The following is a 26,454-nucleotide window of genomic DNA, read 5'->3' as shown; positions in this document are numbered from 1 at the left end:
CGTGCGCTTCTTGTCTCAGTCTTTTTCGGCCGGCATCGACACCAGGCGTACGCGGTCTTCGCGACGCACCGCGATCTGCTTCGCCGGGTCCTGGAACTTGGTGTCCTTGCGCTTGCGCATCGTCAGCGCGATGGCGGCAATGATGGCCACCAGCAGGATGACTGCTGCCAGCTCGAACGGATACACGTACTCGGTGTAGATCAGGCGGCCCAGTTCCTTGGTGTTGCTGTAGTCGGCCGCCGGTGCTTCCGGCGCCGGCGCACCGGCCGCCGAGAAGTAGCGCGCACCGAGCACGGCCACCATTTCGGCCAGCATCAGGCCGGCAACGATCAGGCCGGGCACCAGATTTGCCCAGAAGCCTTCGCGCAGACGCTCGATGTTGATGTCCAGCATCATCACGACGAACAGGAACAGCACCATCACCGCGCCGACATAGACCAGCACCAGCGTGATGGCGAGAAACTCGGCGCGCAGCAGCATCCACACGCCACCCGCCGTGAAGAAGGCCAGCACGAGATAGAGCGCCGCGTGCACCGGGTTGCGCGCGGTGATCACGCGCAGCGACGCCAGTACCAGAATCGTGGCGAGAAAGTAGAAGACTGCAGTATGGAAATCCATCATCTATATATGTCGTTCTTGTCCGTTCCCTGAAGTACCGCCCGCGCATTGGCGCGGACCGGCACCCGTCAGCGGTACTTCGAGTCCGCTTCCCTGTCGCTGGCGATCTGGCCTTCATAGCGGTCACCGACCGCGAGCAGCATCTGCTTGGTGTAGTACAGGTCGCCGCGCTTCTCGCCGTGGTATTCGAGCACGCGCGTTTCGACGATGGCGTCGACCGGACAGGCTTCTTCGCAGAAGCCGCAGAAGATGCACTTGGTCAGGTCGATGTCGTAGCGTGTGGTCCGACGCGTGCCGTCGTCGCGCTGGTCCGATTCGATCGTGATGGCCATCGCCGGGCACACCGCCTCGCACAGTTTGCAGGCGATACAGCGCTCTTCACCGTTCGGGTAGCGGCGCAGCGCGTGCAGGCCGCGGAAACGCGGCGACTGCGGCGTCTTCTCTTCCGGAAACTGGATGGTGATCTTGCGTGCGAACAGGTGACGGCCGGTCAGTGCCATGCCTTTCAGCAGTTCGGTCAGCATCAGACCGCCAAACATGTCTTTCATCGATCCCATGACGCGTCCTTCACTTCCAGATCGACAGCGGAGACATCATCCAGCCGCCGATGAACACGAGCCACACGATGGTGACGGGAATGAACACCTTCCAGCCCAGACGCATGATCTGGTCGTAGCGATAGCGCGGAAAGGTCGCACGCAGCCACAGGAAGAAGAACAGGCAGAACGAAGTCTTGGCGGCGAGCCAGAAGAAGCCGTCAGGCAGGAAACCCACCGGCGACAGCCAGCCACCGAGAAACATGATCGACGTGAGGCAGGCGATCAGGATCATGTTCGCGTATTCGGCCAGGAAGAACAGCGCGAACGCCATGCCCGAATATTCGATCATGTGACCGGCCACGATTTCCGACTCGCCTTCGACGACGTCGAACGGTGAGCGATTCGTTTCCGCCACGCCGGCGATGAAATACACGACGAACATCGGCAGCAGCGGCAGCCAGTTCCACGACAGCACGCCGACACCCATGTTCGCGAACATGCCCTCGCCCTGCCCGCGCACGATGTCGGACAGGTTCAGGCTCTGCGACACCATCAGCACGGTCACCAGGGCGAAGCCCATCGCGATTTCGTAGCTGACGATCTGTGCAGCGGAACGCAGGCTGCCGAGGAAGGCGTACTTCGAATTCGACGCCCAGCCGGCGATGATGACGCCATACACGCCCATCGACGTGATGGCCATGATGTACAGCAGGCCGGCATTGATGTCGGCCAGCACCATGCCTTCGCTGAACGGAATCACCGCCCAGGCGGCCAGCGACGGTGCAAGGGCGAGCACCGGCGCCAGCACGAACAGCATCTTGCTCGACGCCGACGGCAGCACGATTTCCTTGAACAGCAGCTTCAGGCCGTCGGCGATGGGCTGCGCCAGACCGCCGAGAAACTTGATGCCGAAGAAGGTGACGCGGTTCGGGCCGTTGCGCACCTGCATCCAGCCGATGATCTTGCGCTCGGCGAGCGTCAGGTAGGCGACGCAGCCAAGCAGCGGCAGGATGATCGCGAAGATCTTGACCACGGTCCATACCGGCAGCCAGGCGGCGCCGAGCAGGTCCTGCACGGGTTGCAGCAGCGCATCCATTACACCGCCTCCGCTGTCAGGGTGCCGGTCAGGCTGCCCAGTGTTGCCGTCTGCGGCCAGCCGGCCGCGACGCGGACACAATCCGCTGGCACCGTGTCATCGAGTGCCAGATCCAGTTCGCAGGACGATGCCGCTCCGCGCAGGCGGACCCGCTTTCCGGCCACCAGACCGAACTGCGCAGCCGTTGCGCTGTGCATGCGGGCAACCGGCGCCGCCGAGTCGCGCGCGGCGGCCAGTGCGGGCGCACGACGGACCGTGGCGTCAGTGCGGTAGATCGGGAAGTCGGCAACGCGCTGCAGCCCGGTCGCCGCCTGGGCGCCGGTCAGACTGACGCCGGTCGCCACATTGCCCAGTGCCGCATCGGGCAGCCAGCCGCTTGCACCGGACAGCGCCTTGTCACGCACGGCTTCCGACGTATCGAAGTCAAAGCCCGGCAATTCGAGCAGGCTGCCGAGCACACGCAGCACCTTCCACGCCGGACGCGTATCGCCCCTGGGGCGCACGACAGCATGGAAGCTCTGGATGCGGCCTTCGCAACTCACGTAGGTGCCGGACGTTTCGGTGAAGGGCGAAATCGGCAGCAGGCAGTCGGCGTAATCCAGACCCGTCTTGAACGGCGACATCACGATTACCGTATCGGCTACCGTCAGCGCGGCAAGTGCGGCGGGCGGATTCGCCGAATCGAGCTCCGGTTCGGTATTGAGTAGAACCACGGCGTGCAAACCGGCCGCCAACATGTCGTGCGCATTGAGGCCCGACTGTGCCCCCACCACCTGCGCGCCCACACTGTTGGCCGCCTCGACCAGATAGCCGAACCGTGCGCCGGTGATATCGGCCAGTGTCTGCGCCAGTGCATGCAATTCGGCGGCGTTGGTCGCCTGTTGCACGACCGAGCCGAGGAAAATCGCGCGACCACCCTCGCCTTCATCGATGAGGCTCTGCGCAATGCGCAGCCCGGCATCCGACACCGGACCGGCGTCGACGCCTGCAGGCACGGCGATGCTGCGGATCTGCGCTGCAGCGCGCACCAGCGCTGCCAGTTCGGCCGCTATCGCTGCCGGCGCAACGGTGATGCGTTCGTGCAGCGTCATCAACCAGTTGCTGCCATCAACCCCAAGTGCGCTGACCCGGGTGCCGTGGCGTGCCGCCTGACGCAGGCGCTGGGCGATCAGCGGATGGTCCTTGCGCAGGAAGCTGCCGACCACCAGAGCCGCTTCGAGCTTCGACACGTCGGCGATCTTCATGCCCAGCCAAGGTGCGCCGGACAGCTTGCCGTCGAGCGAAAAGTCACTCTGGCGCAGGCGGTGATCGATGTTGCCACCCAGCCCGCGTGCCAGCTGGCCCGCGAGATAAAGCTCTTCGGTGGTCGAATACGGCGCCGCGAGCACGCCGATCTTGTCAGCGCCGTGGTCACGCGCCACGCGGCGCAGGCCATTGGCGACGTATTCGAGTGCCGTCTGCCAGTCGACTTCCAGCCACTGACCGTCCTGCTTGATCATCGGCTTGGTCAGGCGCTGATCGCCGTTCAGCGCTTCATACGAGAAGCGGTCACGATCGGAAATCCAGCACTCATTGACCTCTTCATTCTCAAGCGGCAGCACGCGCATGACCTGGTCGTGCTTGACCTGCACCACCAGATTGGTGCCGAGGCTGTCATGCGGACTCACGGTCTTGCGACGGGACAGCTCCCAGGTGCGGGCGGAGTAGCGGAACGGCTTGGAGGTCAGCGCGCCGACCGGGCACAGATCGATCATATTGCCGGACAGTTCGGAATCGACGGTGTGGCCGACGAAGGCCATGATTTCCGAATGCTCGCCGCGATTCACCATGCCCAGTTCCATGACACCGGCGATTTCCTGACCGAAACGAACACAGCGCGTGCAATGGATGCAGCGCGTCATGTCGGTCGAAATGAGCGGGCCGAGATTCTTGTTGAACACGACGCGCTTTTCTTCCTGATAGCGCGACGTCGATGCGCCGTAGCCCACCGCCAGATCCTGCAGCTGACACTCGCCGCCCTGATCGCAGATCGGGCAATCGAGCGGGTGGTTGATCAGCAGGAATTCCATCACGCCCTTCTGCGCGGTGATGGCCTGATCCGAATGCGTCTGCACCTTCATGCCATTGGTGACCGGCGTGGCACACGCCGGCAGCGGCTTGGGCGCGCGTTCGACCTGCACCAGACACATGCGGCAATTGGCGGCGATGGACAGCTTCTTGTGATAGCAGAAATGCGGGATGTGTACGCCCAGACGGTTGGCGGCGTCCATCACCGTACTGCCGTCCGGCACTTCCAGCTTCTGGCCGTCGATTTCGATCTCTAGCATGCTGCGTGGTCCACGTAGATACGGCTGCCTTCGCGCTGCACGTCGACCGGGACGAGGCAACGCTTGTGTTCGATGTGATATTCGAACTCGGAGCGGAAATGCTTGATGAAGCTCTTGACCGGCAGCGCCGCCGCGTCGCCCAGCGCACAGATGGTGCGGCCGGCGATATTGGTGGCGACGTTGTCGAGTACATCGAGGTCGTCCGGACGTCCCTGACCGTGCTCGATGCGATGCACCATGCGGTACAGCCAGCCGGTACCTTCGCGGCATGGCGTGCATTGGCCGCACGATTCCTCGAAATAAAAATATGACAGACGCTCGAGCGACTTCACCATGCAGGCGCTTTCGTCGATCACGATGACCGCACCGGAGCCCAGCATCGAACCGGCCTTGGCGATGGCGTCATAGTCCATCGTGCAGTCCATCATGACGTCGGCCGGCAGCACCGGTGCCGACGAGCCGCCCGGAATGACCGCCTTGAGCTTGCGCCCGCCGCGCATGCCGCCGCACATGTCGAGCAATGTGGCGAACGGCGTGCCGAGCGGAATTTCGTACACACCCGGGCGATTGACGTGGCCGGATACCGAGAAGATCTTGGTGCCGCCGTTGTTCGGCTTGCCCAGCGCGAGGAACCGGTCGCCGCCATTGGCGATGATCCACGGAATGGCCGCGAAGGTTTCGGTGTTGTTGATCGTCGTCGGCTTGCCGTACAGGCCGTGACTGGCCGGAAACGGCGGCTTGAAGCGCGGCTGGCCCTTCTTGCCTTCGATCGATTCGAGCAGCGCGGTTTCTTCGCCGCAGATGTAGGCACCCCAGCCATGGTGGGCGAACAGCTCGAAATCGAAGCCCTTGCCCATGATGTTCCGGCCGAGAAAACCTGCGGCACGCGCTTCGGCCAGCGCCTCTTCGAAGCGTGTATACAACGACCAGATTTCGCCGTGGATGTAGTTGTAGCCACGGCTGCAACCCATTGCGTAACCGGCGATGATCATCCCTTCGATGACCATGTGCGGGTTGTAGCGCAGCAGGTCGCGGTCCTTGAACGTGCCCGGTTCGCCTTCGTCGGAATTGCACACGACGTATTTGTCCATCGGGAACTGGCGCGGCATGAAGCTCCACTTCAGGCCGGTCGGGAAACCTGCGCCACCGCGGCCGCGCAGGTCGGATTTCTTGACCTCTGCAATGACCTGTTCCTGCGTCATGCCGGTTTCGAGGATCTTGCGCAGGGCGGCGTAACCACCGCGCTTGACGTAGTCGGCCAGGCCCCAGGTCCGGTCGCCATCCAGCCCTGCAAGCAGGATCACGGGCAGTTCAGTCGCGGCATTCATTCGAGTTCGTCCAGCAGGGCGTCGATGCGTTCGCGGGTCATCCAGCTGCACAGGCGCGTGTTGTTGACGATGATGGCCGGGGCGTCACCACAGACGCCCATGCACTCGCCTTCCTTCAGCGTGAAACGGCCATCAGGCGTGGTTTCGTTGAAACCGATGCCGAGCTTTTCCTTCACGTATTCGGCCGCCTGCTCGCCGCCCGACAGCGCACAGGGCAGATTGGTGCAGACGGTGACCTTCCAGCGGCCGACCGGCTTCACGTCATACATGTTGTAGAAGGTCGCCACTTCCATAGCCGCCATCGGCGGGATGCGCAGATGCTGCGCCACCGCTTCGATCGCGTCCGGCGACAGCCAGCCGTTCTGTTCCTGCGCAATGCGCAGGCCGGCCATGACGGCCGAAATGGCCTGGCCTTCGGGGTACTTCGCGACTTCGCGGTCAATCGCCGCGCACGACGCTTCAGTCAGCGTGAAAGTCATTCTGTCCATGTTCATCGATCACTCATCGATCTCTTACCGGTCGATCTCGCCGAACACGATATCCATCGTGCCGATGATGGCGACCACGTCGGAAATCATGTGGCCGCGCGACATTTCGTCCATCGCTGCCAGATGCGCGAAGCCGGGGGCGCGAATCTTCAGCCGGTAAGGCTTGTTCGCGCCGTCGGACACCGCATAGATACCGAACTCGCCCTTCGGGTGTTCCACCGCCGCATAGCATTCGCCTTCCGGCACATGGATGCCTTCGGTGAACAACTTGAAGTGGTGGATCAGCTCTTCCATATTGCCCTTCATCGCTTCGCGCGACGGCGGCGCCACCTTGTGGTTGTCGGTGATGACCGGGCCGGGATTGACGCGCAGCCAGTCGATGCACTGACGGATGATGCGGTTCGACTGGCGCATTTCCTCGATGCGCACCAGGTAGCGGTCGTAGCTGTCGCCATTGGTGCCGATCGGGATGTCGAAATCCATGCGGTCATACACTTCATACGGCTGCTTCTTGCGCAGATCCCAGGCGATGCCCGAACCGCGCAGCATCGGGCCGGTGAAGCCGAGCGCCTTGGCGCGTTCAGGCGTCACGATGCCGATGTCGACCAGGCGCTGCTTCCAGATGCGGTTGTCGGTGAGCAGCGTTTCGTACTCATCGACGTAGCGCGGGAAGCGGTCGGTGAAATCCTGCAGGAAATCGAGCATCGAACCGCTGCGGTTCTCGTTCAGCCGCTTGATGGCATCGGCATTCTTGAACTTGTTCAGCTCGTACTTCGGCATCGAATCCGGCAGGTCGCGATAGACACCGCCCGGCCGGTAGTAGGCGGCATGCAGACGCGCGCCGGACACGGCCTCGTAGGCGTCCATCAGGTCTTCGCGCTCGCGGAACGCATACAGGAACACCGTCATTGCACCGACGTCGAGCGCATGCGCGCCCAGCCACAGCAGGTGGTTCAGGATGCGAGTGACTTCATCGAACATGACGCGGATGTACTGCGCACGTTCCGGCACTTCGATCTGCAGCAGCTTCTCGATCGCCATGCAGTAGGCATGCTCGTTGCACATCATCGACACGTAGTCGAGCCGGTCCATGTACGGCACGCTCTGGATCCAGGTGCGCGTTTCGGCCAGCTTTTCGGTTCCGCGATGCAACAGTCCGATGTGCGGATCGGCGCGCTGCACGACTTCGCCGTCGAGTTCGAGCACCAGGCGCAGCACACCGTGGGCCGCCGGATGCTGCGGCCCGAAGTTCATCGTGTAGTTGCGGATTTCAGCCATGACCGACGTCCCCGTAATTCTCTTCGCGCACGACGCGCGGCGTGACTTCGCGCGGTGCGATGCTGACCGGCTGATAGATGACGCGCTTCTGGTCCGGGTCGTAGCGCATTTCGACGTGACCGGAAATCGGGAAATCCTTGCGGAACGGATGGCCGACGAATCCGTAGTCGGTCAGCAGGCGGCGCAGGTCGCCGTGGCCGGTGAACATGATGCCGAACAGGTCGAACGCTTCACGTTCGAACCAGTTGGCCGCAGGCCAGATGTCGTTGACCGACGCGATCACCGGGAAATCTTCGTCCTGGATCAGCGCGCGCAGGCGCAGGCGCAGGTTGGACGTGACCGACATCAGGTGGCACACCACCGCGTAGCGCGCACCCGAAGAGCGTGTCGCATGCGTCGAGTAGTCGATGCCGCACAGGTCGATCAGTTGTTCGAACGGCACGTCCGCGTGGTCGCGCAGCGCGAGCGCCATGTCGTGATAGTCGACGGAACCGACTTCGAGTGTCAGTTCGCCGAGCGCGGACGTCGTTGTCCGGAGGCGTTCGCCGAACTGCGCGAGCAATGCCTCGCGCAGGGATTCAAGCCGAGAGCTCATGATGTTCAACGCGCGATCGTGCTGGTGCGACGAATCTTGTTCTGCAGTTGCACCAGACCGTAAATCAACGCCTCGGCTGTCGGAGGACAGCCCGGCACATAGACATCCACCGGCACGATGCGATCACAGCCGCGCACCACGGAGTAGGAATAATGGTAGTAGCCGCCGCCGTTGGCGCAGGACCCCATCGACAGCACCCAGCGCGGCTCGGGCATCTGGTCGTAAACACGGCGCAGCGCCGGCGCCATCTTGTTGCACAGCGTGCCGGCAACGATCATCAGATCGGACTGGCGCGGGCTGGGGCGGAACACGATGCCGAAGCGATCAAGGTCATAGCGCGACGCACCGGCCTGCATCATTTCGACGGCGCAGCAGGCCAGACCGAAAGTCATCGGCCACAGCGAACCTGTGCGCGTCCAGTTGATCAGCTTGTCCAGCTGCGTCGTGACAAAGCCTTCCTGCAGTACACCTTCAATGCTCATCGCTCAATCCGTCGAAAAAACTGCAAGTACCGGGAGAACAGCCAGCGCGTTCATTCCCAGTCTAGTGCGCCCTTCTTCCATTCATAGACAAACCCCACCACGAGGATGCCGAGGAAGATCATCATCGCCACGAAACCGAACATGCCGATCTCTTCGAGCACGATGGCCCACGGGAAGAGGAAGGCGATTTCAAGGTCGAACAGGATGAACAGAATGGCCACGAGGTAATAGCGGACGTCGAACTTCATCCGCGTATCTTCGAACGCCTCGAAGCCACATTCGTAGGGGGACAGCTTTTCGGGGTCGGGACGACTGGGCCCGACGAGCTTGCCGGCGAGCATCGGCACGAAACCGAAGGCGACACCGATCAGGATGAACAGAAGGACCGGGAAATATTCGATCAACATGACGGGTTGTTCATGCGTAAAAACTGTTCCGGCGACACGGTGAGTAGTCCGGGGCCGGCATCGACACAGGGGCGGATGGCCCCTGCATCACGTTGCGCTGCAGCGTGAAACGCGCGGAGTATAGCGCGTTTCACATCAGCCGAAACCTACTTGGGGATATCGGCAGCCTTCGAATCGGGATTCTGCGCTTCGGGTGCCTGAGGCGCAGCCGGCACGGCAGGAACCGTCACACCCTTGGCTGCATCGATGACCGAACTGGCACCGGAGCGCGGCTGATTGGACGCAATGTAACTCAACCCCAGGCTGGTGCAGAAGAACACTGCCGCCAGCGCGCCGGTGGCACGGCTGAGGAAGTTGGCCGACCCGGACGAGCCGAACAGGCTGCCCGACGCACCTCCGCCGAACGCGGCCCCCATGTCGGCGCCCTTGCCATGCTGCAACAGCACAAGAACGATCACGGCAATTCCGACCAGAACGTGGACCGAAAGTACGACTGAAAAAACGATGCCCATCAAATCACCTCAGGATGCAGCAGCAGCTGCAACGATGGCGAGGAAGTCCCCCGCCACCAGCGCCGCGCCGCCAATAAGACCGCCGTCAATATCAGGCTGGCTGAAAAGTTCGGCTGCGTTTTGCGGCTTGACACTACCGCCATAAAGAATCGATGTGCGCGCTGCGACCGCTGCACCGCACAGTGTTTCAAGGCGCGCACGAATGAAGGCGTGCACCGCCTGCGCCTGCGCCGGGGTGGCCGTCACGCCGGTGCCGATGGCCCACACCGGTTCATAGGCAATCACGCAGCGCGCCAGCGCTTCGCTTCCGATACGCTGATGGACTGCAGTGAGCTGCCGCTCGACCACTGACTCGGTCACGGCACGTTCGCGCTCGTCCAGCGTTTCGCCGACACACAGGATCGGAACCAGCCCGGAGGTCAGCGCGGCCTCTGTCTTGACGGCGACCAGCGCGTCGCTCTCACCGTACAGCGCGCGCCGTTCGGAATGCCCGACCAGCACGTATCGACAGTCGAAATCCTTCAACATTGCACCAGACACTTCGCCTGTGTAGGCGCCGTACTGCGCATGTTCGCTCAGGTTCTGGGCGCCCCAGCCGACAGAGGACCCCTCAAGCAAGGTACCCGCCTGATGCAGATAGGGAAACGGCACGCAGACCGCCACCGGGAAGCCCGGGTCCGGCGCATCGCGCAACGCCCCGAGCAGGTCGGCGTTTACCGCCTGCGAGCCATGCATCTTCCAGTTGCCTACGACCAGTGTTCGCATCGCCACCACAGTCACCTGCCAAAAGCAAAACCCCGGATTCTAGCGCATGGACACGCAAAAATCCGGGGTTCGCACGTCGTAAGACTGCAGGTCAGCCGAATCGACCGGTGATGTAGTCCTCGGTTTCCTTGCGCTGCGGCTTGATGAATATCTGGTCGGTCAGGCCGAATTCCATCAGCTCGCCCATGTACATGTAGGCGGTGTAGTCGCTGACGCGCGCTGCCTGCTGCATGTTGTGCGTCACGATCAGGATGGTCACCTTGTCCTTCAGCTCGGTCACCAGTTCCTCGATACTCGCAGTCGCTATCGGATCCAGCGCCGAGGTGGGCTCATCGAACAGGATGATTTCCGGGTCCGTCGCCAAGGCGCGCGCGATGCACAACCGCTGCTGCTGCCCGCCGGACAGATTGGCACCCATCTCATTCAGACGATTTTTCACTTCGTCCCACAATGCTGCGTCGTGCAGCGCCTGCTCGACGCGCTCATCGATCACCGAACGCCGTGTTTCCCCGCGGACACGCAGTCCGTAGGCCACATTTTCATAGATCGACTTCGGAAAAGGGTTCGGCTTCTGGAACACCATGCTGATGCGCATGCGTACCTCGATCGGATCGACGTCGGCGTCGAGCAGATTGGTGTTGTCCGGATTCAATACGATGGCGCCCTCGTAACGATTGCCCGCATAAAGGTCATGCATGCGGTTGAAGCAACGCAGCAACGTGGACTTGCCGCATCCGGACGGGCCGATCAGGGCGGTGACCTTCTTGTCATGCACCGGCATGTTGATGCCCTTGAGGGCATTGAACGCGCCATAGTGGAAACTGAGGTCGCGCACTTCCGCCTTGATGGCCGTTTTTGCTTCGGTCACTGAATTCATGTTCGGGTCTCGTTCTTGAATGGAAGGCGGGCAGCGCTCACCACTTGATGTTCCGGCGGAGCCGATAGCGCAGCCAGATAGCCAGTCCGTTCATCGCAAGCGTCATGAACACCAGGATGAAACCGGCTGCGGCCGCGTTGTAATGGAAGGTGGGATCCGGGCGCGATACCCAGTTGAACATCTGGATGGGCATCACGGTAAAGGGCGCAAAGAGCCAGTCGAACAGGCCAGCCGGCGGATCTCCGGTGAAAGGCGCTGTCGGCAGGAACGCGATGAAGGTGAGTGCTCCGATCGTGATGATGGGGGCGGTCTCTCCGATGGCTCGAGCCATACCGATGATCACGCCGGTCAGGATGCCCGACCCGGAATAGGGGATGATGTGGTCGCGCACCAGTTGCCAGGTCGTGCAACCGCAGGCGTACGCCCCCTCCCGGATATGGATGGGAATCGAACGAATCGCCTCGCGGGTGGCGACGATGACGACTGGCAGAATGAGCAGGCCGAGCGTGAGACCGGCCGACAGAATGCTCTGCCCGAAACCGAACCCGTAAACAAAGATGCCCAGCGCAAGCAGACCGTAAATGATGGACGGCACGCCTGCGAGATTGGTCACATTGATTTCGATGATGTCGGTCACCCAGTTCTTGCGGGCGTATTCCTCGAGATAGACGCCCGCCGCAACGCCGACGGGCACGGCAGAGACCAGCGTCACCAGCATGACCAGCGAGGTCCCCACCCAGGCCGACAATATGCCGGCCTCGCTGGAGCGCCTGGACGGGAAGCTGGTCAGGAAATCCCACGAAAGCCTCGGGGCGCCATCGATGGTCATCTGCGCGAACAGGGCGACCAAGGTCAGTACGCACAGCATCATGGCCGACAGACCCACCACGCCGAACAGCATGTCCCAGCGCTTGTGCCGGCGGATGATGGTCCGGATGTGATCCAGCTTGTCCGAGTTTGTATTGTTCATATCAATAGGCCTCGCGATACTTCTTGCGCATCCAGTAGCCAAGCACATTGAACAGCAGTGTCAGCAGCACCAGCGTAAGACCGGCGGCGAAAATGGTCTGATAGCCGATCGATCCATGCGGCAGATCACCCAGTGCCACCTGCACGATGTAGGCGGTAATGGTCGCCGCCGGCTCCATCGGATTGAAGGTCAGGGTCGGCTGCATGCCGGCCGCAACGGCAACCACCATGGTTTCGCCCACTGCGCGCGACACACCGAGAATGTAGGCTGCGGCGATACCGGAAATGGCCGCTGGCGTCACCACCCGCACGGCGGTCTGGAAACGCGTCGCACCCATCGCGTAGGAGCCTTCCCGCAGGGCCATCGGCACTGCGCGCATCGCGTCCTCGGTCACCGAGCTGATGTAGGGCACGATCATGATGCCGATCACGATGCCGGGCGACAGCATGTTGAACCCCGGCAACCCGGGAAAAATCTTCTGCAGGAGCGGCGTCACGAAGAGCAGCGCGAAATAGCCATAAACGATGGTTGGCACGCCCTCGAGCATTTCAAGGAAGGGCTTCACCGTCTCGCGCACCGTGACCGACGCGAATTCGGACAGGTAGATTGCGATGATGGTACCGAGGGGAATGGCCACCAGAAGGCCTACACCAGCCACTGTCAGCGTGCCTGACAACAGCGGCAGGATGCCATAGTGGGCGTCCTCGAACAGAGGCGTCCATTGCGTATCCGTCAGGAAGTCGATCAGTGGGACCGTTTCGAAAAACGCGATCGATTCCGAAATGAGCACGTAAAGAATGGCCACTGTAGTGAATACAGAAACGAACGCTGCAAACAGCAGGATCGCCTCGATCACCTGTTCCTTCAGGTGGCGGGATCGCTTTCTCTTGAGCCGATCGCTGACCACCAGCGGGGCCTGTGGCATGCCAGCCATGGCGACACTTGAATTCATCAAAACTTCCTTGGACGCAACCTGAATGGAAACGACGAAGGCCCCGAAGATCAATCTCCGGGGCCTGCTACATCCGCTGTTACTTGGCTTCGAGTGCCATCAACTGCTCGATCGTGATACCCACCTTGTTCTCGCCTCCGAACTTGGTGCCCTTGACGCCCTTGGCAACCTGCTGAAGGTTGTATTCATACGCCTTGGCCGGGAGCGGCACGTACTTGACTTCGCGAATCAGCTTGGCGCCTTCCTTGTTGTAGAAATCCACGAACTCGCGAACTTCCGGCTTGGCCAGCGACTTTGCGCTGATGTAAATCATGATCGGGCGGGACAGCGGCGTGTAGGAGCCGTCGAGCACGGTTTCCATTGAGGGGCCGACCGCGTCCTTGCCACCGTCGGCAATGATCTTAACCGCCTTGAGCTTGTCCTTGTTTTCTTCGTAATACGCATAACCGAAGAAACCCAACGCATTGACATCGCGCGAGACGCCCTGCACCAGGATATTGTCGTCTTCCGACGCAGTGAAATCGCCGCGACTGGACTTGGACTTGCCGGTCACTGCTTCGGTGAAGTAATCGAAAGTACCGGAATCTGCACCGGCGCCGAACAGCTTCAAAGCGCGATCCGGCCATGCCGGGTTGATCTGGTTCCACTTGGTGATCTTGCCCTGGGCGGCCGGCTCCCACATTGCCTTCAATTCCTTGACGGTAACGCCCTTGTCAACCCAGTCGTTCTTCGGATTCACCACCACTGTCAACGCATCGAAGGCGATCGGCAGTTCGACGAATTCCACGCCATTTGCCTTGCAGTCGTCGATTTCCTTCTGCAGGATAGGACGCGATGCGTTCGAGATATCGGTTTCGCCGCGGCAGAATTTCTTGAAACCGCCGCCCGTGCCGGACACACCCACGGTCACGCGGATCTTGCCCTTCTGCGCCTTCTGGAATTCTTCGGCAACTGCTTCAGACACGGGGAACACGGTGCTGGACCCATCGATCTTCACCAGGGCCTGCGCGAGCACCGAGCTGGATGCAAACAGGGCGCCGAGGGCAGCGGTCAGGGTGGCGATCTTGCGTACGTTCATCAGTAATCTCCGTAAGGTGTCATCGATTTCGATGCGACCTGCGCAGTCTATGAAGACTATGTTACAGCCATGTGAAGGTGTAACAATTGATCGAACCACCCTTCCGGGCGTCGTCAAACCGTCTGCAGCGCCTGTTCCAGATCATCCACGATGTCGTCGATGTGCTCGATGCCGATCGACAGCCGCACCATGTCTTCCGACACGCCGGCCCGCTTCAGCTCGTCCTGCGACAGCTGGCGGTGGGTGGTCGAGGCCGGATGGCAGGCCAGTGACTTGGCGTCGCCGATGTTGACCAGCCGGGTGATCAGCTTGAGCGCGTCCTGGAAGCGCGCGCCGGCCTCTATACCGCCCTTGACGCCGAAGGTGAGCAACCCGGACGCCTTGCCGCCGAAGTAGCGTTGTATCAGGCCGTGGCTCGAATGGTCCGGCAGCCCCGCGTAATTGACCCACTCGACCTTGGGATGCGACTGCAGATATCGGGCGACCGCGGTCGCGTTCTCGCAGTGGCGGTCCATGCGCAGCCCCAGTGTTTCGAGTCCCTGCAGTATCAGGAAGCTGTTGAACGGCGAAATCGCGGCGCCCATATTGCGCAGCGGCACCGTGCGTGCCCGGCCGATGTAGGCCGCCGGCCCCAGCGCCTCGGTGTAGATCACGCCGTGATAGCTCACTTCCGGTTCGTTAAGCCGGCGAAAGCGCGCCTTGTGTTCGGTCCATGGGAAACGGCCACCGTCGACGATGATGCCGCCGAGGCTGGTGCCGTGACCGCCCATGTACTTGGTCAGTGAATGCACGACGATGTCGGCGCCGTGCTCGATCGGCCGTGTCAGCCAGGGCGACGGCACGGTGTTGTCGACGATCAGCGGCACGCCGGCGCGGTGCGCGACGTCGGCGAAGGCAGCGAAGTCGACCACATTGCCGAGTGGATTGCCGATCGACTCGCAGAACACCGCTTTCGTACGCGCATCAATCTGCGCCGCCACCGAGGCCGGATCGGCCGCATCGACGAAGCGCACCTCGATGCCGTACTGCGGCAGCGTGTGTGCAAACAGATTGTAGGTGCCGCCGTACAACGCCGAGGTGGCGACGATGTTGTCGCCCGCCTCGGCGATGGTCATGATCGCGTAGGTGATCGCCGCCTGGCCGGAAGCCAGCGCCAGCGCCCCGATGCCGCCTTCGAGCGCGGCGACGCGCTGTTCCAGCACGTCGCTGGTCGGGTTCATTATGCGGGTGTAGATATTGCCCTTGACCTTGAGGTCGAACAGGTCGGCCCCGTGCTGGGTGTCGTCGAAGGCGTAGCTGGTGGTCTGATAGATCGGCACCGCCACTGCCTTGGTGGTCGGATCCGGCGAATACCCTGCGTGGATGGCGAGCGTGTCGAAACGCATGGTCGTGTCCTCCCTGACGTGAAGGGCGGAAATCTACACGCGACCGGCATCGCGCACAAAAGCGGTGCAGCAAAAGAAAATGCCGCCCCGCAGGCGCGCAGGCGGCATTGCGAGTGAAAACCGCTGTGCCGTCAGGCAGCCATCGCGGACTTGACGACGTCGGCCAGTCGCGTCGCAAGCCGACCGACCTCCGCCGCATCCTGCCCTTCGACCATCACGCGCAACAACGGCTCGGTGCCCGACGGACGCAGCAGCACGCGACCACGCTGGGCCAGTTCACCCTCGACTTCGATGCGCGTCTGATCGATGATGGGCGCCTTGGACCAGTCGAATCCCGGGCGCAGCTTCACATTGACGAGCTTCTGCGGATAGAGCTTCAGCCTGGAGCAGGCCTGATCGAGACTCATGTCCTGTGAGCGCAGCGCCGCGAGCACCTGCAGTGCCGCGACGATGCCGTCACCCGTCGTATGGCGATCAAGATCGATGATATGACCCGAGTTCTCGCCACCCAGACGCCAGCCCTGCTTGTGCAGCGCTTCCAGCACGTAGCGGTCACCGACCTTGGCGCGCGCCAGACCGACGCCCATTTCGTGCAATGCATGCTCCAGCGCCAGATTGGTCATCAGCGTGCCGACGACGCCACTCAGCCGGCCTTCGCGCAGCCGCTGGCCGGCGATCACGTACAACAGTTCGTCGCCGTCGTAGATGCGGCCGGAGGCGTCGCACATCATCAAGCGATCGGCGTCACCATCCAGCGCGATGCCGATATCCGCGCCGTAGGTGCGCACCGCCTCGGACAACGATGCCGGCGCCGTGGCCCCCACACCATCATTGATGTTCATGCCGTTCGGGCTGCACCCCACGCAGACGACTTCGGCACCCAGTTCGTGGAACACCTTGGGCGCGATCGAATACGCCGCCCCGTGCGCGCAGTCGAGCGCAATCTTCAGGCCGCGCAGATCGAGCTCGGTCGGGAACGTGCTCTTGCAGAATTCGATGTAGCGACCCGGTGCATCCTCGATGCGGCGCGCCTTGCCCAGTCGCGACGACTCCATGCAACCCATCGGCTCGTCGAGCAGTGCCTCGATCTGCAGTTCGACCTCGTCGGGCAACTTGGTGCCGCGCGCGGAGAAGAACTTGATCCCGTTATCTTCGAACGGGTTGTGCGACGCGCTGATCACGACGCCCGCCTGCAGGCGCAGCGCGCGCGTCAGATAGGCGACCGCTGGCGTCGGCACCACCTTGGCCAGCACGGTATCGACGCCGGCTGCAGCAAAACCTGCTTCAAGCGCCGCTTCGAGCATGTAGCCCGACACCCGCGTGTCCTTGCCGATCAGCACCGCAGGGTGCTCGCCGGCCGGCAGATGCTCGGTCGCCACCAGCACGCGTCCGGCGGCATAGCCCAACCGCATCACGAAATCGGGGGTGATTGGGGCCTGACCGACACGGCCACGCACGCCATCGGTACCGAAATAACGTCTCGACATCTAGTTTTCTCCTGAGGGGCGCGCCGGGAACACCCCGGCGACCTGCCAGACGGCCAGCGCATCGCGCGTCGCCGCCACATCGTGTACCCGCACCATCCATGCACCCCGTGCAACGGATGCAAGCGCCGCCGCCACACTGGCAGCCACTCGATCCGTGACCGGACGACCGGTCAGCCGCCCGAGCACGGATTTACGCGACAGACCGACCAGCAACGGGTAACCGCATCGGGAAAGTTCGGTCAGTCCCTGGAGCAACGCCAGGTTGTGCGCCGAAGTCTTGCCGAAACCGAAACCCGGATCGAGCATGATCCGTGACCGGTCAACCCCTGCATCCTGCGCCCGCTGGGCGCTTTGCAGAAGGAAATCAGTCACTTCACCGCATACATCGGCATAACTCGGCGAAACCTGCATGGTTTGTGGCGTGCCCTGCATGTGCATGATGCACACGCCGGCGTCGGTCGCCGCGACGACGTCGAGCGCGCCGGGCGCACGCAAGCCATTGATGTCATTGACCAGCGACGCACCCGCCGCCAGTGCAGCCCGCATCACCTCCGGTTTCCAGCTGTCGATCGACAGTGGCACGCCCAGACCGGACAGCGCTTCGATGACCGGAACAACCCGACACAACTCTTCCTCAATCGACACGGGATCGGACCCCGGACGGGTCGACTCGCCACCAATGTCGAGCACGTCCGCCCCATCGGCGATGAACTGCTCCGCCTGGGCAACGGCCCGCACAAGGTCGAAGGCCACGCCATCGCCCGAGAAGGAATCCGGTGTGGCATTGATGATGCCCATGATCAGCGGGCGGTCGAGAGGAAGGCGGTAGTCACCGCAGTGGAAGCTTCGGGCGGCGGAAGGTGTGTTCATGGCGCTCACAAAAGAAAACCGGAGGCATCAGCCTCCGGTCGGGGTTACAGCAATCCGCGGCGATCAGGCCGGTGCAGCGGCACTCGGGGCAGCGCCCGGCGTGTTGCTGTCGGCCGACGGCTTCGGCGGACGTGAGGTCGGCTTCGGCGGGCGCACCGGCCGACTGTTCATCACGTCGTCGATCTGATCGGCGTCGATGGTTTCGAAATCCAGCAGCGCCTGGGTCATCGCCTCGACCTTGTCGCGGTTCTCTTCGAGGAGGCGGCGGGCTTCGCCATAGCGGTCATCGATGATGCGGCGGATTTCGGCGTCCACCCGCTGCATGGTCGTTTCCGACATGTTGCGGTGGGTGGCCATCGACCGGCCGAGGAACACCTCGCCCTCCTCCTCGCCATACACCATGGCGCCCATCAGATCCGACATGCCCCACTGCGTCACCATCCTGCGAGCCAGATCGGTCGCGCGCTGGAAGTCGTTCGCCGCACCGTTGGTCATCTGGTGCATGAAGATTTCTTCGGCGATGCGACCCGACAACATCATCGAAATGAGCTGCAGGCAGTATTCCTTGTCGTAGCTGTAGCGGTCCTTCTCGGGCAGCGACATGGTCACGCCCAGCGCACGGCCGCGCGGAATGATCGTCACCTTGTGCACCGGATCGCACTTGGGAAGCAGCATGCCGACCACTGCGTGACCGGACTCGTGATACGCGGTATTGCGCTTCTCTTCCTCGTCCATGACCATCGTACGGCGCTCGGCGCCCATGATGATCTTGTCCTTGGCGCGTTCGAAGTCTTCCATGTCGACCACGCGCTTGTTGCCGCGCGCAGCGAACAGCGCCGCTTCATTGACCAGGTTGGCCAGGTCGGCACCGGAGAAACCCGGCGTACCGCGGGCGATGATTTCCGCCTTGACGTCAGGCGCCAGCGGCACCTTGCGCATGTGCACAGCGAGAATCTGTTCGCGACCGCGGATGTCCGGCAGCGGGACCACGACCTGACGGTCGAAGCGACCCGGGCGCAGCAACGCAGGATCAAGCACATCCGGGCGATTGGTCGCAGCAATCACGATGACACCCGTCTGGCCTTCGAAGCCATCCATTTCGACCAGCAGCTGATTCAGCGTCTGTTCGCGTTCGTCATTGCCGCCACCCATGCCGGCGCCGCGCTGACGACCGACCGCGTCGATTTCGTCAATGAAGATGATGCAGGGCGCCTGCTTCTTGGCCTGTTCGAACATGTCGCGCACGCGCGCCGCGCCCACGCCGACGAACATTTCAACGAAATCCGAGCCCGAGATCGAGAAGAAGGGCACCTTGGCTTCTCCGGCGATCGCCTTTGCAAGCAATGTCTTGCCGGTACCCGGTGACCCCACCAGCAGAACGCCTTTCGGAATGCGGCCGCCCAATTTCTGGAATTTCGACGGATCACGCAGGAATTCGACCAGCTCGACCACCTCTTCCTTCGCCTCGTCGCAGCCCGCGACATCGACGAACGTGATGGTATTGGTCGATTCATCGAGCAGCCGGGCCTTTGACTTGCCGAACGAGAATGCGCCGCCACGGCCGCCACCCTGCATCTGACGCATGAAGAAGATCCAGACGCCGATCAGCAGCAGCATCGGGAACCACGACACGAAAATGCTCATCAGGAAGCTCTGCTCTTCCTCCGGTTTCGCGACCACCTTGACATTGCTCTTCAGCAGATCGCTGACCAGCCAGATGTCCTGCGGCGGTGCGTAGGAGGTGATGCGCTTGCCATCCACGGTCGCAGCATTCAGCGTCCGGCCCTGGATTTCAACCTTCGCAATGCGCCCTGCCTTGACCTCGTCAAGGAATTCAGAGTACTCGATGGTGCCCTGTGCAGTCTGGCGCTGGTTGAACTGGTTGAAAACCGTCATCAGCACGATGCCGATCACGAGCCAGATTGCTAGGTTTTTGAACATGTTGTTCAAGGCAGTTCCTCAGTATCACGATGGCCGGGGAACCGGCCGGATCAATGCAGCAACAGACAGACCAACCCAAGCGCTTTATGTTCCGGGTCCGGGGCACGACTTTTCAGGCAGACGGCTCGCCGCGCCTGCCGCGACACAGAAGATACACCTCTGCACTACGGTCGCGCGAACTGTCAGGTTTTCGCACCGACACGGTATCGAAAAGCTGTTCCATGTCGCGCCGCAATGCATCGAAGCCGGTGCCCTGGAACACCTTTACGAGCATATCGCCGCCGCTCTTCAGATATTCACGGGAAAACTCCAGCGCCAGTTCCAGCAGATGGATCGAACGGGCCTGGTCGGTCAACGCTATTCCGGTCAGGTTGGGGGCCATATCCGACAAAACAAGCCCGACCGGCCGTCCTTCCAGTGCAGACACCAGCTGAAGGAGCGTTTCGTCTTCGCGAAAATCGCCCTGGATGAAATGGACACCGGTCACCGGCTCCATCGGCAGCAGGTCGAGCGCGATGACGCGCCCCCCCGGCATGGCCTTCCTGGCCGCCACCTGTGACCAGCCGCCGGGCGTGCTGCCCAGATCGACCACCACCTTGCCGGGGCCGAGCAGGCGATCGCGCTCGTCGATCTGCAGCAGCTTGAAGGCGGCGCGCGAACGATAGCCCTGCGCCTGAGCCTGCTTGACGTAAGGATCGTTGATGTGGTCGTGCACCCACTGGCGGCTGGTTTTGTTCTTTGCCATGACTTAGACTTGCGCGCCTTTACGGATCAAGTACATGTTGACTCTTTCGCCAGACGAACGTCGCGCCCTTCGCGCAAGCGCCCATCCGCTCAAACCGGTCGTGATGATTGCCCAGAACGGGCTGACGGACGCCGTGCTGAAGGAAATCGAGCTCGCGCTGAATTCGCACGAACTGATCAAGGTCAGGGTGTTCGATGCCGAGCGCGAACAGCGCGACGCCTGGCTGACCGCAGCCTGCGAGGCGCTCGGCGCAGCGCCGATCCAGCGCATCGGGAACATTCTCGTGCTGTACCGCCCGAATCCGGCACTGCACGTCGTGGCGACACCGCCTGCGGCGCCGGTGCGCAAGACGCGCGCCAATGCGGGCGACAAGCCTGCGGCCGGCAAACCGGTCCCTACGCGCAGCAAACCCGCCAAGCCGGTCGCCGGCCGACGCGGAGTGGCGCGCAACGCCAAACCCGCCAGCACCTTCAAGGCGCGCGGCCGGTAATCACCCGGCCGCGACGGCGGTCGCTCAGACGTAGCGCACATCCACGATTTCATACTCGCGCACGCCGCCCGGTGCCTGCACCTCGGCCATATCGCCTGCGTACTTGCCGATCAGAGCACGGGCTATCGGCGAATTCACTGAAATCATGCCGGCCTTCAGGTCGGCTTCATCGTCGCCGACGATCTGGTAGCTGACCGGTTTGCCGGCTTCGACATCCTCCAGATCGACGGTTGCGCCAAAGACCACGCGGCCTTCCGCGTCCAGCGTCTTCGGATCGATGACCAGCGCATTGGCAAGCTTGCCCTCGATTTCCTGAATGCGCCCCTCGACAAAGCCCTGCCGTTCCTTCGCCGCGTCGTACTCGGCGTTTTCAGACAGATCGCCGTGCGAGCGCGCTTCGGCAATCGCGGCGATGACGCCCGGACGATCGACGGTTTTCAGGCGATGCAGCTCCAGCTTCAGCTTTTCGGCACCGGCCACGGTAAGAGGTACGCTCATGTCAGCCCATCTGCGCATGCAGGGCCTGCAGCGCGTAAGTTTCGAGTTCGGAAATACGCATGCCCGCACACGCGGCACGCGCCCCTTCAACCGTCGTGAACAGGGTCACCCGGCTGGCCAGCGCGCTGGTGCGGATGGAACGCGAGTCGTTGATCGCACTGCGCTTTTCATCCACGGTATTCACGATGAAAGTGATTTCATCATTCTTGATCATGTCGACGATGTGCGGGCGGCCTTCGTTCACCTTGTTCACGGCGGTCACCGGCAGACCGGCGGCCGCAATCGCGGCCGCGGTGCCGCGTGTGGCGGCCAGCGTGAAGCCAAGTTCGTGCAACTCGCGGGCCACATCGACCGCCTTGGGCTTGTCCGCCGGACGTACCGAAATGAAGGCCTTGCCGCTGCGCGGCAGCTTGACGCCGGCCGCCAGCTGACTTTTGACGAAGGCTTCGCCGAAGGTGCGACCCACGCCCATCACTTCACCGGTCGATTTCATTTCCGGACCCAGGATGGTGTCCACACCCGGGAACTTGACGAAGGGGAACACCGCTTCCTTGACCGAGAAGTACGGCGGCACGACTTCGCGCGTCACGCCCTGATCGGCGAGCGAACGACCGGCCATGCAGCGCGCGGCGATCTTGGCCAGCGGCAGGCCGCAGGCCTTGGATACGAAAGGCACGGTACGCGACGCACGCGGATTCACTTCCAGCACATAGACGGTGTCACCCGACGCATCTCGCTGGATCGCGAACTGCACATTCATCAGGCCGACCACGTTCAGGCCGCGCGCCATCAGCTCGGTCTGGCGCCGCAGTTCGTCGCACAGTTCCGGCGTGAGCGAGAAGGGCGGCAGCGAGCAGGCCGAATCGCCCGAATGCACGCCCGCCTGTTCGATGTGCTCCATGATGCCGCCGATGATCACCTGGGTGCCATCCGAAAAGGCATCGACGTCGACTTCGGTGGCATCGTTCAGGAAGCGATCCAGCAGCACCGGCGAGTCGTTGCTCACCTTGACCGCCTCGCGCATGTACCGCTCCAGGTCGGACTGCTGATGCACGATTTCCATCGCCCGGCCGCCCAGCACATAGCTCGGACGCACCACCAGCGGGTAGCCGATTTCGGCTGCCAGACGCACCGCCTGGTCTTCGGCCCGCGCCGTGCGGTTCGGCGGCTGCCTGAGCCCCAGTTCCTGCAGAAGCTTCTGGAAGCGCTCGCGGTCTTCCGCGGCATCGATCATGTCCGGGCTGGTGCCGATGATGGGCACGCCATTGGCTTCAAGGTCGCGCGCCAGCTTCAGCGGCGTCTGGCCGCCGAACTGCACGATGACGCCGACCGGTTTCTCGATGGCGACGATTTCCAGCACGTCTTCCAGCGTCAGTGGCTCGAAGTACAGCCGGTCCGAGGTGTCGTAGTCGGTCGATACGGTTTCGGGGTTGCAATTGACCATGATGGTTTCGAAGCCATCCTCGCGCAGCGCGAGCGCCGCGTGCACGCAGCAGTAGTCGAATTCGATGCCCTGGCCGATACGGTTCGGGCCTCCGCCGAGCACCATGATCTTGCGCGCCGACGTCGGGTTGGATTCGCATTCGTCCTCATAGGTCGAATACATGTACGCGGTGTCGGTCGCGAATTCCGCCGCGCAGGTATCCACCCGCTTGTATACAGGGCGCACGCCCAGCGTCTGCCGGTGCAGGCGGAGCGCGGTTTCGTCGCACTGGAACAGCCGGGCCAGCCGGCGGTCGGCAAAACCCTTGCGCTTGAGGTCGCGCATCGTCGCGGCGTCGACGCTCTTCAGGCTGCGGCCGAAAAAGGCACGCTCGGTCAGGATGATGTCTTCGATCTGGGCCAGGAACCACGGGTCGATCTTGGTCAGCTGATGCACCGCATCCAGGCTCATGCCGTCGCGGAAGGCCTGACCCACGTACCAGATGCGGTTGGGGCCGGGCAGCGCCAGTTCGCGCTCCATCTCGTCAGGGTCGGATTCGATCTCGTCGAAACCATAGACGCCGACTTCCAGACCGCGCAGTGCTTTCTGCATCGATTCCTGGAAGCTGCGGCCCATGGCCATGACTTCGCCGACCGACTTCATCTGCGTGGTCAGGCGGTCATTGGCCTGCGGAAACTTCTCGAACGCGAAGCGTGGAATCTTGGTGACCACGTAGTCGATCGACGGCTCGAAGGACGCGGGTGTCGCGCCGCCGGTGATGTCGTTCTGCAGTTCGTCGAGTGTGAAACCCACGGCCAGCTTGGCGGCGATCTTGGCGATCGGAAAACCGGTCGCCTTGGATGCCAGCGCAGAAGAACGCGACACGCGCGGGTTCATTTCGATGACGATCATCCGGCCGTCTTCCGGATTGATCGAAAACTGCACGTTCGATCCGCCGGTATCGACGCCGATTTCGCGCAGCACCGCGATCGACGCGTTGCGCATGATCTGGTACTCGCGGTCGGTCAGCGTCTGCGCCGGCGCCACGGTGATCGAGTCGCCGGTGTGCACGCCCATCGGATCGAGGTTTTCGATCGAACACACGATGATGCAGTTGTCGGCGCTGTCGCGCACGACCTCCATCTCGAATTCCTTCCAGCCGAGCAGCGATTCCTCGATCAGTAGTTCGCTGGTCGGTGACGCTTCGAGCCCGCGCTTGCAGATTTCGACGAATTCCTCGTGGTTGTAGGCGATGCCGCCGCCGCTGCCGCCCATCGTGAAGGACGGGCGGATGATGGCGGGGAAGCCGATGCTGGCCTGCACCTGAAGCGCCTCTTCCAGCGAGTGGGCGATACCCGAGCGTGCCGATCCCAGCCCGATCTTCGTCATCGCGCGCTTGAACTTCTCGCGATCCTCGGCCTTGTCGATCGCCTCCTGCTTGGCGCCGATCAGTTCAACCTTGTACTTGTCGAGCACGCCGTGCCGGGCGAGATCGAGCGCACAGTTCAGCGCAGTCTGACCGCCCATGGTCGGCAGCAGCGCATCGGGGCGCTCCTTTTCGATGATTTTTTCGACCATCTGCCACGTGATGGGCTCGATGTAGGTTACATCCGCCATGCCCGGGTCGGTCATGATGGTCGCCGGATTGCTGTTGACCAGCACGACGCGGTAACCCTCTTCGCGCAGGGCCTTGCAGGCCTGGGCGCCCGAGTAGTCGAATTCACAGGCCTGGCCGATGACGATGGGGCCGGCGCCGATGATCAGGATGGATTGAATGTCTGTACGTTTTGGCATTTGTCTTTGAGGGGCCGGGACGAGGGTTCAGGGTCTAGGGGAAACGTCGGGGCGGCGTCGCCGCCGCATGCTCTCCAGCCCCTAGCCGCTCTTCCCTGGCCCCTCCTCCATCATCCTTACGAAACGGTCGAACAGATACGCAACATCGTGCGGCCCCGGGCTGGCTTCCGGGTGGCCCTGAAAACAGAACGCCGGGCGGTCGGTCCAGGCCATGCCCTGCAGGCTGCCGTCGAACAGCGATACATGGGTGACCCGCACGTTGGCCGGCAGCGTCGCCGGATCCACTGCAAAGCCGTGATTCTGGCTGGTGATCAGCACACGGCCGGAATCGTTGTCCTTCACCGGATGATTCGCACCATGGTGGCCGAATTTCATCTTCAACGTTCTGGCACCGGCAGCGAGGCCCATCAGCTGATGGCCGAGGCAGATGCCGAAGGTCGGAATCTTGCGATCGAGGAAAGTCCGGATGGCAGATACCGCGTAATCGCAGGGTTCCGGATCTCCCGGGCCGTTCGACAGGAAAACGCCGTCCGGTTTCATCGCCAGCACCACCTCGGCCGGCGTCTGCGCCGGCACCACGGTCAGCCGACAGCCGCGGCTGGCAAGCATGCGCAGGATGTTCCGCTTGACGCCGAAATCGTAGGCCACAACGTGGCGCGGAGTGGCGACCGGCTTCACGAAACCGCGGCCAAGTTGCCACTCGCCCTCGGTCCATTCGTAAGGCTCGGTGGCGCTGACGACTTTCGCCAGATCCATGCCGGACAGGCCGGCGAACGCCTTCGCCTGGGCGACCGCCTCGGCGGCATCGACCTTGCCGGCCATCAGACAGCCGCTCTGGGCGCCCTTTTCGCGCAGCACGCGGGTCAGCTTGCGGGTATCGATGTTGGCGATGCCGGGAATGCCCTGCTCCCGCAGATAGGCATCCAGTGTCTGGTGACTGCGGAAGTTGGACGAGCGCAGCGGCAGGTCGCGGATGACCAGACCGGCGGCAAATACGCGGCTGGCTTCGACGTCTTCATGGTTGATGCCGGTGTTGCCGATATGCGGATAGGTCAGCGTGACGATCTGGCGGGTGTAGCTCGGGTCTGTCAGGATTTCCTGATAGCCGGTCATCGCGGTGTTGAACACCACCTCGCCCGTGGTGATCGTTTCCGCTCCGATGCTTTTGCCGTGAAAGACAGATCCATCGGCGAGTGCGAGCAGCGCGGGCGCATGGGCGGACACGTAATAACTCCTGAAATCTGTTCGGGGGACGGCGGCGCACGCAAGCGCCACATATGCGAAGCGGGAGACGCCGGTTTGGGCGCTCCCGCTGATTTTCGAATTATACCTGCCGGTGGTGCGCCGCGCAATTTCGCGGCCGCCGACCGCTAGGGTCTGTTCTCAATTATGCCAACCAGACGAATGCGCAAGCGAGATGAACGAAGGACAGGAAGGACTGAGCGAGTTTGTCGTATCGCGTGGCGATGCGTCTGAATTGCTTGATGCGGTTGAAGAAGCGCTCGACCA

The 26,454-nt window shown here is 62.5% G+C and carries 26 protein-coding genes; 1 reads left to right on the top strand and 25 read right to left on the bottom strand.

Annotation, left to right across the window (positions count from 1 at the left end; all coding sequences use genetic code 11):
- Positions 1–15 precede the first annotated feature (15 nt).
- The 21 genes from Q8Q80_RS08990 to Q8Q80_RS08890 form a co-directional block, all read right to left on the bottom strand.
- Positions 16–618 (bottom strand): NADH-quinone oxidoreductase subunit J, encoded by a 603-nt coding sequence (locus Q8Q80_RS08990; RefSeq protein WP_305632591.1) that lies wholly within the window; start codon positions 616–618, stop codon positions 16–18.
- A gap of 68 nt (positions 619–686) precedes the next feature.
- A complete protein-coding gene (nuoI, locus tag Q8Q80_RS08985; RefSeq protein ID WP_371132733.1) occupies positions 687–1,175 on the bottom strand; it encodes an NADH-quinone oxidoreductase subunit NuoI in 489 nt (162 codons plus the stop codon).
- A 10-nt stretch (positions 1,176–1,185) separates the two neighbouring features.
- Positions 1,186–2,253, bottom strand: a complete 1,068-nt coding sequence (nuoH, locus tag Q8Q80_RS08980) for an NADH-quinone oxidoreductase subunit NuoH (protein WP_305632590.1) — start codon at positions 2,251–2,253, stop codon at positions 1,186–1,188.
- Positions 2,253–4,580, bottom strand: a complete 2,328-nt coding sequence (gene nuoG, locus Q8Q80_RS08975) for an NADH-quinone oxidoreductase subunit NuoG (RefSeq protein WP_305632589.1) — start codon at positions 4,578–4,580, stop codon at positions 2,253–2,255. Before nuoG ends, nuoH begins: the two co-directional genes overlap by 1 nt.
- Positions 4,574–5,908: an NADH-quinone oxidoreductase subunit NuoF gene (gene nuoF, locus Q8Q80_RS08970; protein WP_305632588.1), complete on the bottom strand. Its 1,335-nt coding sequence runs from the start codon at positions 5,906–5,908 to the stop codon at positions 4,574–4,576. Before nuoF ends, nuoG begins: the two co-directional genes overlap by 7 nt.
- Positions 5,905–6,387 (bottom strand): NADH-quinone oxidoreductase subunit NuoE, encoded by a 483-nt coding sequence (gene nuoE, locus Q8Q80_RS08965; protein WP_305632601.1) that lies wholly within the window; start codon positions 6,385–6,387, stop codon positions 5,905–5,907. The genes nuoF and nuoE overlap by 4 nt, the downstream gene beginning before the upstream one ends.
- 33 nt (positions 6,388–6,420) lie before the next feature.
- Positions 6,421–7,674, bottom strand: a complete 1,254-nt coding sequence (locus tag Q8Q80_RS08960; protein WP_305632587.1) for an NADH-quinone oxidoreductase subunit D — start codon at positions 7,672–7,674, stop codon at positions 6,421–6,423.
- Complete coding sequence (locus Q8Q80_RS08955) at positions 7,667–8,269, bottom strand: NADH-quinone oxidoreductase subunit C (protein WP_305632586.1); 603 nt, start codon at positions 8,267–8,269, stop codon at positions 7,667–7,669. Before Q8Q80_RS08955 ends, Q8Q80_RS08960 begins: the two co-directional genes overlap by 8 nt.
- 5 nt (positions 8,270–8,274) lie before the next feature.
- A complete protein-coding gene (locus Q8Q80_RS08950) occupies positions 8,275–8,751 on the bottom strand; it encodes an NADH-quinone oxidoreductase subunit B family protein (RefSeq protein ID WP_018411439.1) in 477 nt (158 codons plus the stop codon).
- A 50-nt stretch (positions 8,752–8,801) separates the two neighbouring features.
- Positions 8,802–9,158: an NADH-quinone oxidoreductase subunit A gene (locus Q8Q80_RS08945; protein ID WP_069039991.1), complete on the bottom strand. Its 357-nt coding sequence runs from the start codon at positions 9,156–9,158 to the stop codon at positions 8,802–8,804.
- Between the two features lie 146 nt (positions 9,159–9,304).
- Positions 9,305–9,670, bottom strand: coding sequence for a preprotein translocase subunit SecG (gene secG / locus Q8Q80_RS08940; protein WP_305611786.1), 366 nt, complete (start codon positions 9,668–9,670; stop codon positions 9,305–9,307).
- A gap of 9 nt (positions 9,671–9,679) precedes the next feature.
- Complete coding sequence (gene tpiA / locus Q8Q80_RS08935; RefSeq protein ID WP_305632585.1) at positions 9,680–10,435, bottom strand: triose-phosphate isomerase; 756 nt, start codon at positions 10,433–10,435, stop codon at positions 9,680–9,682.
- A 91-nt stretch (positions 10,436–10,526) separates the two neighbouring features.
- Complete coding sequence (gene pstB, locus Q8Q80_RS08930; protein WP_305632584.1) at positions 10,527–11,312, bottom strand: phosphate ABC transporter ATP-binding protein PstB; 786 nt, start codon at positions 11,310–11,312, stop codon at positions 10,527–10,529.
- A 37-nt stretch (positions 11,313–11,349) separates the two neighbouring features.
- Complete coding sequence (gene pstA / locus Q8Q80_RS08925) at positions 11,350–12,282, bottom strand: phosphate ABC transporter permease PstA (RefSeq protein ID WP_305632583.1); 933 nt, start codon at positions 12,280–12,282, stop codon at positions 11,350–11,352.
- 1 nt (position 12,283) lies between these two features.
- Positions 12,284–13,207 carry a phosphate ABC transporter permease subunit PstC gene (pstC, locus tag Q8Q80_RS08920; protein WP_371132734.1) on the bottom strand — a complete coding sequence of 308 codons (924 nt, stop codon included), beginning with the start codon at positions 13,205–13,207 and terminating at the stop codon, positions 12,284–12,286.
- Between the two features lie 106 nt (positions 13,208–13,313).
- Entirely contained in the window at positions 13,314–14,312 is a 999-nt protein-coding gene (locus Q8Q80_RS08915) for a PstS family phosphate ABC transporter substrate-binding protein (RefSeq protein ID WP_305632582.1), read from the bottom strand.
- 113 nt (positions 14,313–14,425) lie between these two features.
- The gene (locus tag Q8Q80_RS08910) at positions 14,426–15,697 is read right to left on the bottom strand and encodes an O-acetylhomoserine aminocarboxypropyltransferase/cysteine synthase family protein (RefSeq protein WP_305632581.1); all 1,272 of its coding nucleotides are present in this window, start codon (positions 15,695–15,697) and stop codon (positions 14,426–14,428) included.
- A gap of 131 nt (positions 15,698–15,828) precedes the next feature.
- A complete protein-coding gene (gene glmM, locus Q8Q80_RS08905) occupies positions 15,829–17,184 on the bottom strand; it encodes a phosphoglucosamine mutase (protein ID WP_305632579.1) in 1,356 nt (451 codons plus the stop codon).
- Positions 17,185–18,054: a dihydropteroate synthase gene (gene folP / locus Q8Q80_RS08900; protein WP_305632578.1), complete on the bottom strand. Its 870-nt coding sequence runs from the start codon at positions 18,052–18,054 to the stop codon at positions 17,185–17,187.
- 63 nt (positions 18,055–18,117) lie between these two features.
- Complete coding sequence (gene ftsH, locus Q8Q80_RS08895) at positions 18,118–20,004, bottom strand: ATP-dependent zinc metalloprotease FtsH (protein WP_305632577.1); 1,887 nt, start codon at positions 20,002–20,004, stop codon at positions 18,118–18,120.
- Between the two features lie 103 nt (positions 20,005–20,107).
- A complete protein-coding gene (locus tag Q8Q80_RS08890) occupies positions 20,108–20,740 on the bottom strand; it encodes an RlmE family RNA methyltransferase (protein WP_305632576.1) in 633 nt (210 codons plus the stop codon).
- Positions 20,741–20,774: 34 nt separating this feature from the next.
- Here Q8Q80_RS08890 and Q8Q80_RS08885 point away from each other — a divergent pair, with 34 nt between their 5' ends.
- Positions 20,775–21,230, top strand: a complete 456-nt coding sequence (locus Q8Q80_RS08885; protein ID WP_305632575.1) for a YhbY family RNA-binding protein — start codon at positions 20,775–20,777, stop codon at positions 21,228–21,230.
- Between the two features lie 24 nt (positions 21,231–21,254).
- On the opposite strand, the gene greA is transcribed toward Q8Q80_RS08885, so the two are convergent.
- From greA to Q8Q80_RS08865, 4 genes are all read right to left on the bottom strand, one after another.
- Positions 21,255–21,728 (bottom strand): transcription elongation factor GreA, encoded by a 474-nt coding sequence (gene greA, locus Q8Q80_RS08880; protein ID WP_305632574.1) that lies wholly within the window; start codon positions 21,726–21,728, stop codon positions 21,255–21,257.
- Position 21,729: 1 nt separating this feature from the next.
- Entirely contained in the window at positions 21,730–24,945 is a 3,216-nt protein-coding gene (gene carB / locus Q8Q80_RS08875) for a carbamoyl-phosphate synthase large subunit (RefSeq protein WP_305632573.1), read from the bottom strand.
- A gap of 81 nt (positions 24,946–25,026) precedes the next feature.
- A complete protein-coding gene (carA, locus tag Q8Q80_RS08870; RefSeq protein WP_305632572.1) occupies positions 25,027–26,169 on the bottom strand; it encodes a glutamine-hydrolyzing carbamoyl-phosphate synthase small subunit in 1,143 nt (380 codons plus the stop codon).
- Between the two features lie 163 nt (positions 26,170–26,332).
- The coding region (locus tag Q8Q80_RS08865) for a transposase (RefSeq protein ID WP_305632571.1) at positions 26,333–26,454 on the bottom strand (122 nt) is incomplete at its 5' end.

This window comes from Methyloversatilis sp. (assembly GCF_030698125.1).
GTDB lineage: Bacteria > Pseudomonadota > Gammaproteobacteria > Burkholderiales > Rhodocyclaceae > Methyloversatilis.
Note: the sequence above shows the minus strand (reverse complement) of the source record. Positions and strands in the feature narration are given on the sequence as shown.

Coding starts and splice junctions, on each gene's coding strand:
- Q8Q80_RS08990 (WP_305632591.1), bottom strand. CDS start 618: ATGGATTTCCATACTGCAGTCTTCTACTTTCTCGCCACGATTCTGGTA.
- nuoI (WP_371132733.1), bottom strand. CDS start 1,175: ATGGGATCGATGAAAGACATGTTTGGCGGTCTGATGCTGACCGAACTG.
- nuoH (WP_305632590.1), bottom strand. CDS start 2,253: ATGGATGCGCTGCTGCAACCCGTGCAGGACCTGCTCGGCGCCGCCTGG.
- nuoG (WP_305632589.1), bottom strand. CDS start 4,580: ATGCTAGAGATCGAAATCGACGGCCAGAAGCTGGAAGTGCCGGACGGC.
- nuoF (WP_305632588.1), bottom strand. CDS start 5,908: ATGAATGCCGCGACTGAACTGCCCGTGATCCTGCTTGCAGGGCTGGAT.
- nuoE (WP_305632601.1), bottom strand. CDS start 6,387: ATGACTTTCACGCTGACTGAAGCGTCGTGCGCGGCGATTGACCGCGAA.
- Q8Q80_RS08960 (WP_305632587.1), bottom strand. CDS start 7,674: ATGGCTGAAATCCGCAACTACACGATGAACTTCGGGCCGCAGCATCCG.
- Q8Q80_RS08955 (WP_305632586.1), bottom strand. CDS start 8,269: ATGAGCTCTCGGCTTGAATCCCTGCGCGAGGCATTGCTCGCGCAGTTC.
- Q8Q80_RS08950 (WP_018411439.1), bottom strand. CDS start 8,751: ATGAGCATTGAAGGTGTACTGCAGGAAGGCTTTGTCACGACGCAGCTG.
- Q8Q80_RS08945 (WP_069039991.1), bottom strand. CDS start 9,158: ATGTTGATCGAATATTTCCCGGTCCTTCTGTTCATCCTGATCGGTGTC.
- secG (WP_305611786.1), bottom strand. CDS start 9,670: ATGGGCATCGTTTTTTCAGTCGTACTTTCGGTCCACGTTCTGGTCGGA.
- tpiA (WP_305632585.1), bottom strand. CDS start 10,435: ATGCGAACACTGGTCGTAGGCAACTGGAAGATGCATGGCTCGCAGGCG.
- pstB (WP_305632584.1), bottom strand. CDS start 11,312: ATGAATTCAGTGACCGAAGCAAAAACGGCCATCAAGGCGGAAGTGCGC.
- pstA (WP_305632583.1), bottom strand. CDS start 12,282: ATGAACAATACAAACTCGGACAAGCTGGATCACATCCGGACCATCATC.
- pstC (WP_371132734.1), bottom strand. CDS start 13,207: ATGCCACAGGCCCCGCTGGTGGTCAGCGATCGGCTCAAGAGAAAGCGA.
- Q8Q80_RS08915 (WP_305632582.1), bottom strand. CDS start 14,312: ATGAACGTACGCAAGATCGCCACCCTGACCGCTGCCCTCGGCGCCCTG.
- Q8Q80_RS08910 (WP_305632581.1), bottom strand. CDS start 15,697: ATGCGTTTCGACACGCTCGCCATCCACGCAGGGTATTCGCCGGATCCG.
- glmM (WP_305632579.1), bottom strand. CDS start 17,184: ATGTCGAGACGTTATTTCGGTACCGATGGCGTGCGTGGCCGTGTCGGT.
- folP (WP_305632578.1), bottom strand. CDS start 18,054: ATGAACACACCTTCCGCCGCCCGAAGCTTCCACTGCGGTGACTACCGC.
- Q8Q80_RS08890 (WP_305632576.1), bottom strand. CDS start 20,740: ATGGCAAAGAACAAAACCAGCCGCCAGTGGGTGCACGACCACATCAAC.
- Q8Q80_RS08885 (WP_305632575.1), top strand. CDS start 20,775: ATGTTGACTCTTTCGCCAGACGAACGTCGCGCCCTTCGCGCAAGCGCC.
- greA (WP_305632574.1), bottom strand. CDS start 21,728: ATGAGCGTACCTCTTACCGTGGCCGGTGCCGAAAAGCTGAAGCTGGAG.
- carB (WP_305632573.1), bottom strand. CDS start 24,945: ATGCCAAAACGTACAGACATTCAATCCATCCTGATCATCGGCGCCGGC.